The sequence below is a fragment of the Dokdonella sp. genome (assembly GCF_041395345.1).
Taxonomy (GTDB): Bacteria; Pseudomonadota; Gammaproteobacteria; order Xanthomonadales; family Rhodanobacteraceae; genus Dokdonella.
Window position 1 is genome coordinate 1 of the sequence record NZ_JAWLAR010000022.1, and the last position, 11,678, is coordinate 11,678.

Consider the following 11,678-nt stretch of genomic DNA (forward strand, 5'->3'; position numbering starts at 1 on the left):
ACCTGACCGGTGCAGGCGTGTCGGCCAGCATCGACACTGCACTCCACTTTGCCCAGTTGATCGGTGGCGAGTCCATTGCGCAGGCCATCCAGTTCGGCATCGAGTACTACCCTGCGCCACCACTTTCGGGAACCTCGCCCGCCGAAGCCCCGCGTTCGGCTCAGCAAGCGGTGGATTTCTTCGAAAGGACCAGTGCACGGGATCTGCTCGACTCGACCCCGCCTTTCGCCGGCCTGACCCTGGAATGGCCCGACCGCGCCGCCTGAGCAACGCTTTTCCCATTTCGTCCGATTCGGCGAAGGAACTTCGCCCGTGCAGGAGATACCATGGCTGATCTCTACTTCTTCCCGATGGCGTGTTCGCTGGCGAGCCGGATTGCCGCGCTTGAGGCAGGCATCGAACTGAACTATCACCGCGTCGAATTGTTCGGCGACAAATCACTCGTTGGAGAAGCCGGCAGCCTCAGCGCGATATCGGCGTTGGGAAAGGTTCCCGTGCTGGTACTCGACGATGGCGGCATCCTTACCGAAAACGCGGCCGTACTGCAGGTCATCGCAGATCTGAACCCGGGGTCAGGACTGGCTCCCTCCGCGCTTGACCCCGCCCGCTACGAACTGCAGCAATGGCTGAGCTTCGTCGCCACGGAGTTGCACAAGGGTTTCCTGTTCCCCACTTTCGCGAAGGGCACGCCGGATACAGTCAAGGCCTGGGTACGCGAACAACTGGTCCTGCCTCTTTCGTTCGCCGCAAGCCGACTCGACAAGACCGGCGACTACCTGATCTGCAATCGATTCACCGTGGCCGATGCCTATCTGATCTGGGCGCTGCTGCTGATTCAGGCAGCGGGTGTCGAACTCGGTTCCTGGCCTGCTCTCACAGCCTACTGTGAACGTGTCGTGGCGCGCCCATGCGTTGGCGCTGCCATCGCCCTGGAACGGGACATGTACAGGGCCGGCAAGGCATCCTGAGTGCCGGTGGTCATCGGGAAATCAAATCGATGATGCAAAACCGTGCCCCAGCAGGGATACAAGCTTCGACTCCAGCCCCCTCGTGAATCCGGCTTCATCGCGAAGTGGCGACGCTTCCATGCGGTTGCGCAGGCTGGCGCGCAGTTCGGAAATCCGCGCAGGGTCACGGCCAATGTCCCCAGCCATGCGGATATAGGCGTCCACATCAGCAGCGATCCATTCGTTCAAGCCCAAGCCGGCGAGCACGCTGCCGACCATTCGACCGGCGTGGGAATTGCCGCGCAAGGTGACAACGGGCACTCCCATCCAGAGCGCGCAGCAGGCGATCGTGTGTCCGCTCCACGGAAACACATCGAGCAGGACATCGATTCGGGAAAACACATCGAAGAAACTCTGTGCCGGATCGGACAGGTGCACCATTTCGATGCGTTCCGGCCCAACATCCAGCGCGGTGAAACGTTCATGCAGCCGGCGTTGATGCCAGGCATCGAGCTGGTCGCGCGCGATGAGCAGGCGTGCCGTCGGATTCTGCAGAAGAATTTTCGCCCACGCCTCGACTACCGTGGCATTGAGTTTTTCCAGCTTGTGCAGGCTGCCAAACGTGACGAAGCCATTCTTCTCGAGCGGAGCTGCCCGAACGTCAGGCGCATGACCAGGCGGACGAAAACACGCGAACGCATCGGGCAAGCGCAGCAGGGATTCGGTTCCGGGCATCGCTTCATCCGCGGGTGCCGTGAATTGATCCACGATCCGGTAGTCCATGGCACCGAGACCGGTGGTATTGGGATAGCCGAGACAGCTGACCTGGACCGGAGCGGGCTTGCGAGAGAAAACGGCCAGTCGCCCGTGTTCGGTATAACCGGCGAGGTCGAACAACACGTCGATCCTGTCCGACCGGATCAGTTTCGCGACGTCATCATCGGACGCACCCGAAATTTCGCGCCAATGATCCGCATGCGATTGAAGGCGCTGCGTCACGCGGTCGGGTCTCGCCACATCGGAGTAGCAGTAGATCTCGAACTTCGTCCTGTCATGGTGTTCCAGGATCGGTTCAAAAAAATAGTTGACCGCATGGGCGCAGAAATCACCCGAGACATAGCCGATGCGGATTTTTTCCGAACGATCAGCCCGATTGGACCGAATTTCAGCGTTGCCGAACAAGTCCGAGGCGACACGGCGATGCTCGTCGGCCACCTCTACGGGATCCGCATCGGGCAGGAGATTGAGTACGTAGAGCAGGCTATTGGCTGCAGCGGGATAAGCCGCTCGAAGCGCGAGGGCTCTCCGGAAAGAGGCTATGGATTCCTCAAGTTCGACATGATCGAGCAGCTGCATGCCGAGGTTGAACCAGGCCTCGGCGCGCCCGGGATCCAGTCTCGTGGATTCGCGAGTGTGCTCTAGCGCGGCATCATGATCACCCGAATCGGCCAGAACCGAGCCCAGGTTCATGTGCGCACCGGCATAGTCCGGACGCAGCGCCAAGGCCTCTCGAAGGTGCTCTGCTGCAGCGGCCAGATCACCAGACTTGTGCAGGGCATCGCCGAGGTTGTTCCGCAGCACGGGCTGGTCGGGAACCAGATCCACTGCCTGCCGGATGTACGCTACCGCCGTAGCGTGATCGCCCAACTGGTGACAGGCCAATCCGTACAGGTGGAGGGCATCGGGATTCCGGGGCTGAAATCCGAGGATACTGGCATAGAGGTTCTTCGCCGCTTCCAGTTCCCCGGCCTTATGGAGCCGGATGGCCTTGCTCATCAATTGCTTCAGTTTCTCCGTTTGCATCGATCAGCTTCAGGCGCCTGCGTTGACCAGATCCCAGAATTCTCCGCGATCATTGGATCGCGGGAACTCCTCGGCCGGTATTGGCGTGCCCAGAAAGTCGCAGAGGGGTTCCCAGCCCTGCCTGACCTCGAACACGAGCAGCTGATTGGACGGAATGCACTCCCTGACAGCTCTATTGTGCGCAACGAACGCCTCCATCAAGCCCTCTCTGTCCAGATCGGGAGGAAATCCCGTCCAGGCGATGACCGCTTCAGCCATGTCGAGCCAGGCTCGCATTTCCGGTGGCGCCTTGTCCTTGCCCGCAACCAGCTTGAAGATGGTCGATCCGAAACTGTCCGCCCAGCTCTCCGGACTGCGCTCTGTCAGCACAAATTTCGCTGTCGGATATTTCTTGAGCAGCTCGCGGAAGAAGCCGGCAGTCGGCCAGTCCACGGCACCAGTAAAGCCCTTGTAGATCGTTTCCCAGTCCGCGCGTCCCTGCAGGGCCTCTGACCAGAGCGGAACCTGTACCGCCATGTTCTTGAGAACCTCTTCCATGTGAAAGCACGGCCCCAGACCCAGCTGGTTGATCGCAAGCTTCAGCGAATAGGTACCGGTACGTCCAACACCAACACCGATGACATTCAAAGACACCAGAGCTCTCCTCGACTGGGCTGTGCTACACGTCAATCCACGACCGTCGCCGAAATCCGGATCCGGAAGACGAACTGCATGATAGTCCAACGCTCGCATCGAGGTTAAAAAAATCAGGCACCCACGCGCACGACACGCGCCCTGATCGGCAACGGTATTCGAATGTGCGGAAAGCTGGCATGTCGCTTCTTCGCTGGAAGCCCTTCAGTTTTTGTCACGCTTCTCGCAACTGATAGCACCGGCCTTGTCCAAAGCCTCGCTGAAAGCGGTACACGCTGCTGCACCCTGCTCCTGCTCTTCAGCACTGAGTGCGTCCCGGCCATCTTCATGGGTCCACAGAACGAAGAGGCAATGCATTGTTCGTCTCCTTGACCGGCACGTCAGGCAGCCCGGGCTACCACTGGCATGACGTTCGAGACGGACGGATCTGGACAGGTGCCGGGAAAAGCCGAATATCGCGATCGCCATTCCGGTACACCCGCTGCTGCTGGATTCGCGGGTGACAACGAGGACACTCCCGATCCCGTGTCAGTCTTGCTGGAATGATGGACCTGTCCGCAGTGAAGTCGCCGTCGGGAACGCATTCGACACTTGGCGCACCTATCGCACAGTGACCGCTATCGAACCTGTTTACGAACCCTGCGCAAAGGTGGACATCAGTCGAAACTGCTGGTGAAGATCAAACCAGTAGGATCAACGATGCGCGGCGCTGCGATCAGAAATACGCTGTCTCCGGTGGTACCCGGACGGAATGCCAGATTCGTGGTTTGGCCCGTCGAGGCACCGAACTGATTGCTTGCCAATAAAGACCATTCCGGCCCGACTGTCGTGTTGATGGTTCCTGGCGCAAGTCCGGTAAAGTTGCCCGATGCATCAAAGATCGGCATGCCTATCGAGACATCCTGCGGTGCCATTCCGGCATTTCCGGAGCGCATGTAGACCTCGCCGCGGTAGAAATAGCCGGCATGCAAGGCTGCCCGGACCAACTCGTGATCAAACCCTTCGTTGCCGTCACCACCGGTGACCTGGACACGCATGGCGTTGGTTGGTGGACTTCCACTGAAGAGTTCATTCGCTGCGAGCGGAACCGTGGTCAGGTTGATCGTTCCTGCACCGACGGAAAATGCACGCCAGTTGTCAGGTACGGTGCCGGTTACCGTGCCCTGAATACCTCCACTGTTTCCAACAAAGCCCGGGTTCGGTACGGTATTGGAAGCGGGTGGCCCCTGCACTTCAGGGAAGGCAAGGATGACGGAATCCTCACCTGCATCATCAGTAAACCGGAATATCAGTTTCCCGAAACGGTCCGGAGCACCGCCGGTAAGCTGCGAGGCGCTGAACTGTGTCCAGGTGGAAGTTGCATTGCCAACCACGTTCTGAGCGTTGCCGGTGAAGGTGACGGTGGCATCGTAGGCAAGAATGGACATGGTGAAACCCTGCGACGAATTGTCGGCATTGCCACTTCGTGCATAGACCTTTGCGTCGTAGTTGAGGCCGGGCTGAATCGGGAACAGTCCGAAAATGCTGTCAAGTGCCTGATCCGTGCCAAACGTTGCGACCGATATCTTGACCGCCTGTGTCGGCGGGCTGCCCGGGAACAACGTGTTTGCGGCCAGGTCGAGGCGCTCAAGGTTGAGTACGCCCGTACCTTGCGAGAACGCCCTCCAGAGCGTAGGGACGTCCCCATTGACTGTGCCGGTGCCGCCGGGCGATCCGGAAACTCCCTGAAATGATGCGTTGGGAACAAGATTGGTATCAATCGCCCCTATCGGCGGAGTTCCCGCCAGCAAGTCGCCGCTTGCAACCAGGCTCAGGAACAGTAGTGATGCCACGAGGATCGATGCAAAGCCGCGCTTTCCGGAATGCAGCGAGAACACTTCGTGCCTGAGCTGCAAGCTGTCGCAAACTGGAGCCGTGCCCATGATAGGACGCATGACGTTCTCCTCCCCGAGGGCGGAGCCACTCTAGGTGCCCGCCAGAATGTGTATGCACCTTATCAGCTTGGGCGCTACTCGCCAACATATTTGCCAAATAATATCAAGCAATCTGATCACAATTTGTGACATCATCCTGACAAATCGCGAAATCACATCAGCGCAGCATCCCTGCACATCGGGCTTCCATTTTCCTGTACTACGGATCCGCGCTCGGTTGGCGCTCCTGATTGCCCCGAATCGAGAGGACAACAGAGCTCGCGTCGATTTCGGCTCGGAACGCATCAACCACCGGCTGCACCGGAGCGTTTGTCAACGCCGGCGCAACGCCCACTCCTTTGGATCCTTCATCGCGCATTCCGCGTAGGGATGGCGAAGTTTCTGTCGCAGACAGGCTGCAACCCCTTGCCTACATCTTTCGTGCGGGTCGGGAAGTCCAGCAATAGCCGGCCACCAGCACACTGCTGAGCAGGAGAACCGCCCCGCCCTGATGCAGGGTTCCAAGCCAGACCGGGACGAACCAGAGCAGGGTGCAGATTCCGAGCGTGACCTGGAGCAGAGCCATGGCCAGGAGGGCATGGCGCGAACGGGCTTGCGCGCAATCCTGCGCCCTGCCGCGCAGCCGCCACCAGATCCACAGGGTTGTCGCCAGCGTGGTCAGGGCCAGCAGCCTGTGCACGAATTGCACCGTCACCGGGTTCTCGAAGAAGTTGGTCCAAGCCGGTTGCAGGGCCAGCAGGTTGGGTGGCACCCATTGCCCGGCCATGAGCGGAAAGGTGTTGTACATGAGACCAGCGCGCAAACCGGCAACGAAGGCGCCGAAGACGATGGTCAGGGCCACCAGGGTGAGCAGAATGCCGCCCGGCCAGGCACTCTCGGCATTTTCGACGGCTGCCCGTGTCCTTGCCAGCAGCAAGCCCAGAGCTATCCGCAGCATCAGTGCGTAAACGATCAGGGCAAGACCCAGATGCGCTGCCAGTCGATACGGACTGACGCGCGGGACGTCGACCAGGCCACTCTTGACCATGTACCAGCCCAGATAACCCTGCGCACCACCGAGCACGAGTATTCCGAGCAGCGGCCAGCGCAAGTTTCCGGGTATCGCACCCCGAAGCCAGAACCAGGCCAGCGGCAAGGCGAACCAGAGGCCGAGCACGCGGGCCAGCAAACGGTGAACGTACTCGAACCAGAAGATCGTCTTGAATTCGCCCAGGTCCATGCCGTGGTTCACCGCGGAGTACTGCGGGCTCTCCTGATAGCGGCCGAATTCGGCCTGCCATTCCGATTCGCCAATGGGAGGCAATATGCCGGTTACCGGCTTCCAGTCGACGATGGACAAGCCCGACTCGGTAAGACGCGTGGCACCACCCACCATGACCAGAGCCAGCAGCACGGCGCAACAGCTCAGCAGCCACCAACCGACAGCGCGCGGGCGCGCGCGATCGACTGTTTGCTGATCCGGGTGCTGCGCCATGACCGACATCTTCTACTCCATACCTGAGTGCCCGAGATGGCTCAGGCTTACCGTAACCGATCCAGTCGCCGTCCGAATTCGGTGTACGCGACAACGACAATTCTAGCGTGCCGACTTGCCACTGCCCTGGCCACGCCGAGAAGCGGTGGCCATTCTGCACCGACGCCCGACCTCCGGGTATTGCGTCGTTTGGCCGCACGACTGCTCTCTTGCAGGGATGCGCTCGGCCACATCACAACGATGTGTCTTGCGAGATACCTGATTTCGGGGATTGGCATGCAGTTGCTCCATCCACGCCGATCGTCGTGTCCGCCTGGATCGGATTCATGGCTGCAGTCAGTTCCCTGCAAATGCAACATACGCCATCGCATGGTCGGATCAGCTTGACCTGCAGCGGGGTGTACCCGGACTATCCTCAACCAGACAAGCCTGTTTTTTCCCCTGGAAACTTGATGACACGACTTGGTAGCTACGATCGCGACCAGCTTCTGGTGTGCGCACGCGGTGGGCTGTTCGGCGAAGGCAATGCGCGCCTCCCGGCACCACCGATGCTGATGTTCGACCGCATTACCCAGGTCGACGACACGAGCGGTCGATACGGCAAGGGCCTGCTCTGCGCGGAGCTCGATATCAAGCCTGATCTCTGGTTTTTCGACTGCCACTTCATCGGTGACCCGGTGATGCCTGGCTGTCTTGGCCTGGACGCCATGTGGCAGCTGGCCGGGTTTTTCCTGCCCTGGCTCGGTGAACCGGGGCGCGGTCGCGCGCTCGGTGTCGGTGAGGTCAAGTTCACCGGCCAGGTGCTGCCTGAAGCAAGACTGGTCCGCTACGAAATCCACGTTCGTCGGGTCATGCGAGCCAAGCTGGCCCTGGTCATCGCTGACGGCCACACCTTCGTCGATGATCGCGAGATCTATGTCGCCAGGGACCTTCGCGTAGGCCTCTTCCAGTCAACCGAGGGGTTTTGACATGCGCCGGGTAGTCGTCACCGGCACTGGCATCGTTTCCTGCCTGGGCAACGCAGTCGGAGAAGTCTCTCAGGCATTGCGCGACGGAATCAGCGGAATCAGGGCTGCACCCGAACAGTCGAGCCACGGGCTACGCAGTCAGATCGCCGGCGTGCCGCAACTGGACCTGACCGCGCTGATCGACCGCAAGCTGAAGCGCTTCATGGGCGACGCCGCTGCCTACACTTATATTGCAATGCGCGACGCCATTGCCGACGCCGGACTGGCGCTTGAAAAAGTGTGCCACCCGCGCACCGGCGTGATTGCCGGCTCCGGAGGCGGATCCGCCCAGTGGCAGATCGAAACGGGTGAGTTGTTGCGCGAAAAGGGCGTGCGCCGGGTCGGGCCCTACATGGTGCCGCGCACGATGTGCTCCACGGTTTCGGCAACCCTGGCCACGGCATTCGGCATTCTCGGACTCAGCTATTCGATCGCGGCGGCCTGCGCGACTTCGGCACACTGCATCGGCGCTGCGGCCGATCTCATTCGTCATGGTGCCCAGGACGTGATGTTTGCCGGCGGGGGCGACGAAGTGCACTGGGGCATGACGGCGCAGTTCGACGCCATGGGCGCATTGTCCTGTGGCTTCAATGAAACGCCACAAATAGCCTCGCGTCCCTACGATATCGATCGCGACGGTTTCGTGATCGCCGGCGGCGGCGGCATCCTCGTGCTCGAGGAATACGAGCATGCCAGGGCCAGGGGCGCCACGATCCACGCCGAACTGGTCGGCTATGGCGTTACCTCCGACGGCGCCGACATGGTCGCTCCGAATGGCGAGGGAGCAACGCGATGCATGCGCCTGGCCCTTGAAGGGCTGCGTGCGCCGATCGATTACCTCAACACCCACGGCACCTCGACACCACTGGGCGACATCATCGAACTGGCTGCCGTGCGCGAAGCATTTGGCGCGGACGTGCCCGCGCTTTCGTCGACCAAGGCGCTGAGCGGCCACTCGCTCGGAGCTGCCAGTGTTCACGAGGCCATCTACAGCCTGCTCATGCTGAAGGATGGATTCATCGCCGGATCGGCCAACATCACCACGCTCGATCCGCGCGCCGAAGGATTTCCCATCGTGCGCGAGACACGCCATGCCCGACTCGACACGGTGATGTCGAACAGCTTCGGCTTTGGAGGCACCAATGCGAGCCTGGTCTTTGCGCGAGTCTGACGGCCGCCTTTTGCCTGCGCGGTTCAACTGGCCAGCCCAGATCCGATAGCGCGTCCTGGACCGGTATTGCTGTTCCATTGCCGACTTGGCCTGCAAAAAATCGGCCTCGTCTGGCCGCGCTATTGCTGGTCCAGGGCATGGTGGATCAGGACGACGCATTGCGAGGCGAACAGCATTTTCGATCCCAGCGTGATTTTCGTGGCGCCAAGTCGCTCCAGGCTGTGGAATGTCTTCTTCGGCATCGGTATGTGGTCGGTCAGCAGGAAGCAAGGCTTGCCCTCGAAGATCTGTTCGGCGATTGGCTTGCCTTTCCTGTCCATCACGAACAGTTGATGATCCGTCGCCAGTTCCTGCACCAGGCGTTCAAAACTGATGGTGCGGACGGACACCCCGGACTCGACAGGGCGCAGCTCTTCCTTGCCCATGCCAATGGATACATCGAGCGCCTTCGCAATCTTGGCAAGCAGCGCCTGCTCGTGAAAGCCACCGATGTCGTGCATGGCTTTGGCGTCGAAGTGAATGGTTCGGGAATAGTCCCGTGTACTTTCCAGCACCAGAAATACGGCCACATCCGCCCGATGCGACTGCGCCACGAAAATCGCGTTCATCAGGGTGTGGGCCAGAATTTCCGGATGCGCTTCCTTGCCAACGGAAGCCAGCAGCATCTTGCTGTCGGTCGGTGCGGCTCGCGCTCGCAGTACAAAGGTTCGCATGCTGGGAACTCTTACCTACCTGTGCCGTTTGCCCCTATCCATTCGAACGACGATCCAGACTGCCACTGCCGTCCGCTCCGAGCCAGTCAAGGAGCAATCCCGCCGGCCACTACGGCTCACCCAGGACACTCCCACCTGCCAAACCCGTTCGTCCTGAGCATGTCGAATGGCCTGCCAGGAGCCGCCTGCTCTCCACATCAGACTTGAATCAGGTTTGACGACGACGGCCGAACCAAGCCGGACAGGAGTTGCGGAGAATAGTGCACCATCAGTCGTCACCGCGAGCAACGTGACGCGCTGCCCACATGTTGTCCACCAGATTGGGATATCGGCGGCCCGCCTGCTCGGCACGTGCACGCGCTGCCGCTTTCTGCGTGGCGCTCAAGGGCTGCGACTTTCCAGCCGGTGGCTTGCGTTTCCACGGCGGTAGCTTTGCGGAATCAAACGACTTCAACGGCATGAAACAATCCTACGCCATTCCGAAGAATCTGGTGCTGATGGATTGCCAAGGACTCGTTCGCGGGTCTCATGGCTGATGCTGGCGGGTCTGCACGACGTCCCTGCCCGTCCCAAGTCCAGCGCTTGCCTCCTGTCGCACGGCATCCATTTCTCATGCCGCCGCGTGAGCGCTGCCAAATCCCGCCCACAGGTATCGATGTCGCCCGATTTGCCGCAGACTTCGCCGCCTAATATCGGCACGAATCGAACCCATGAGCAGGCCAGGAATGATGTCCATGCGCTTTGTCCCCAACTCCCCTCGAATTTCGATGCTTCTGCGCGTTGTTGCAACCGGCATGCTCCTCGGCGTCTGCGCTTGCCGGTCCGCGACAGAAAACTCGAGCCAATCCGAATCTGACGACTCTTCCCGCGTGACCCATGCAACGACTTCAACAGCAAGTCCGGTTGTTGACAACCTCCCACTGCAGGCACTGGTCGATACGACCTATTCAGAGGCGCCTGCATGCAATGCCGAAGTGCGTCGGATAGCCGAGAACGTGCTGCCCTGCATGCAGCGGGTCAAGCCGGAGCTCGCCGATCGCCTGCAGGCACTGGTCGACCAGTACCGGCAAAAGCCACGTCTCAAGATCGACAGTGAGGACCGCAAGGAGGTGATCAATCAAATCGAAAGCAACTGCCTGGACTATTGGAATGCAGTGCTGCACCAACTCGATAGCAAGGCGCCTGAAGGTGAGTGCCTATTGGCAGAATGACAATGCAATCGGAATGAACAGACGTTGTGGCTGTCCAGACCAGACTATCGACCGCCCCTTCAAATCGACACCTCTGAAGCAATCGCAGCCTGTACCCTGCTCCGCAATTTCGGCAACAGCTCGGCGTCAAACCAGGGATTGCGCAGGAACCAGGCGATATTACGCGGCGAGGGATGCGGCAGTGGGACGATGTCGGGTGCGAATTGCGCGTGCGCTGCAACGGTCTTGCCGACTCCGCCTGCGGCGGACTTGCCGAGGAAATGCCGCTGCGCGTACTGGCCAATGAGTAGAGTCAGGCCAATGCTCGGGAGGCAGGCGAGCAGGCGATCCAGCCACAGTTCGGCGCATTCCCGGCGTGGCGGCAAATCGCCACTGGGACCCTTGCCCGGATAGCAATAGCCCATCGGAACGATGGCGACTTGTTGAGGATTATAGAAAGTGTCCTTGTCGATATCCAGCCAGCTCCGCAGGCGTTCGCCGCTGGGGTCATCCCAGGGGATGCCGCTGGCATGGACACGAGCCCCGGGAGCCTGGCCGATGATCAGCAGGCGAGCCCTGACTCCGGCTTGAACGATGGGCCGAGGGCCGTGTGGGAGATGAACTGCGCAATGCTGGCACGCGCGGATCGCTCGCAGCAGTTCGGAGAGGCGCTCGCTTTCGCACGGGGCCGGAGGGACTGAGATTGGCAGGGTTTCGGTCATGACTGATCAGACTCGAGGGGGGAATGAATCGGAGGCCGGTGTCCTGTGGCTGGATCGCACCTGGCATCGCTTGAAATGCCGGAC

11 protein-coding genes and 1 pseudogene are annotated in these 11,678 nt (G+C 60.5%); 5 read left to right on the plus strand and 7 right to left on the minus strand.

Annotated features, from left to right (window positions below; all coding sequences use genetic code 11):
- Together R3F00_RS16545 and R3F00_RS16550 are read left to right on the plus strand one after the other, a co-directional pair.
- A pseudogene (locus tag R3F00_RS16545) lies at positions 1-266 on the plus strand (hypothetical protein); the annotation flags it as partial.
- Positions 267-326: 60 nt separating this feature from the next.
- The gene (locus R3F00_RS16550; RefSeq protein WP_371281273.1) at positions 327-968 is read left to right on the plus strand and encodes a glutathione binding-like protein; all 642 of its coding nucleotides are present in this window, start codon (positions 327-329) and stop codon (positions 966-968) included.
- Between the two features lie 21 nt (positions 969-989).
- Here R3F00_RS16550 and R3F00_RS16555 read toward each other — a convergent pair whose 3' ends face one another.
- The 4 genes from R3F00_RS16555 to R3F00_RS16570 all read right to left on the minus strand — a co-directional run bounded on the left by R3F00_RS16555 (position 990) and on the right by R3F00_RS16570 (position 6,800).
- Positions 990-2,723 (minus strand): tetratricopeptide repeat protein, encoded by a 1,734-nt coding sequence (locus R3F00_RS16555; RefSeq protein WP_371282875.1) that lies wholly within the window; start codon positions 2,721-2,723, stop codon positions 990-992.
- A 36-nt stretch (positions 2,724-2,759) separates the two neighbouring features.
- The gene (locus R3F00_RS16560; protein ID WP_371281275.1) at positions 2,760-3,383 is read right to left on the minus strand and encodes a sulfotransferase family protein; all 624 of its coding nucleotides are present in this window, start codon (positions 3,381-3,383) and stop codon (positions 2,760-2,762) included.
- Between the two features lie 656 nt (positions 3,384-4,039).
- Complete coding sequence (locus R3F00_RS16565) at positions 4,040-5,317, minus strand: hypothetical protein (protein WP_371281276.1); 1,278 nt, start codon at positions 5,315-5,317, stop codon at positions 4,040-4,042.
- 409 nt (positions 5,318-5,726) lie between these two features.
- Positions 5,727-6,800, minus strand: coding sequence for a COX15/CtaA family protein (locus R3F00_RS16570; protein ID WP_371282876.1), 1,074 nt, complete (start codon positions 6,798-6,800; stop codon positions 5,727-5,729).
- A gap of 443 nt (positions 6,801-7,243) precedes the next feature.
- Between R3F00_RS16570 and fabA the strand changes: the two genes are divergently transcribed.
- On the plus strand, positions 7,244-7,759 hold the full coding sequence (gene fabA / locus R3F00_RS16575; protein ID WP_371281278.1) for a 3-hydroxyacyl-[acyl-carrier-protein] dehydratase FabA: 516 nt from the start codon (positions 7,244-7,246) through the stop codon (positions 7,757-7,759).
- 1 nt (position 7,760) lies between these two features.
- Positions 7,761-8,969, plus strand: a complete 1,209-nt coding sequence (fabB, locus tag R3F00_RS16580; RefSeq protein WP_371281279.1) for a beta-ketoacyl-ACP synthase I — start codon at positions 7,761-7,763, stop codon at positions 8,967-8,969.
- A 119-nt stretch (positions 8,970-9,088) separates the two neighbouring features.
- Here fabB and trmY read toward each other — a convergent pair whose 3' ends face one another.
- Together trmY and R3F00_RS16590 are read right to left on the minus strand one after the other, a co-directional pair.
- Positions 9,089-9,682: a tRNA (pseudouridine(54)-N(1))-methyltransferase TrmY gene (gene trmY / locus R3F00_RS16585; protein ID WP_371281280.1), complete on the minus strand. Its 594-nt coding sequence runs from the start codon at positions 9,680-9,682 to the stop codon at positions 9,089-9,091.
- Between the two features lie 268 nt (positions 9,683-9,950).
- Entirely contained in the window at positions 9,951-10,142 is a 192-nt protein-coding gene (locus R3F00_RS16590) for a hypothetical protein (RefSeq protein WP_371281281.1), read from the minus strand.
- A gap of 409 nt (positions 10,143-10,551) precedes the next feature.
- Here R3F00_RS16590 and R3F00_RS16595 point away from each other — a divergent pair, with 409 nt between their 5' ends.
- Positions 10,552-10,893 (plus strand): hypothetical protein, encoded by a 342-nt coding sequence (locus R3F00_RS16595; protein WP_371281282.1) that lies wholly within the window; start codon positions 10,552-10,554, stop codon positions 10,891-10,893.
- A gap of 59 nt (positions 10,894-10,952) precedes the next feature.
- Here R3F00_RS16595 and R3F00_RS16600 read toward each other — a convergent pair whose 3' ends face one another.
- The gene (locus R3F00_RS16600) at positions 10,953-11,594 is read right to left on the minus strand and encodes a uracil-DNA glycosylase family protein (RefSeq protein WP_371281283.1); all 642 of its coding nucleotides are present in this window, start codon (positions 11,592-11,594) and stop codon (positions 10,953-10,955) included.
- Positions 11,595-11,678: the final 84 nt, after the last annotated feature.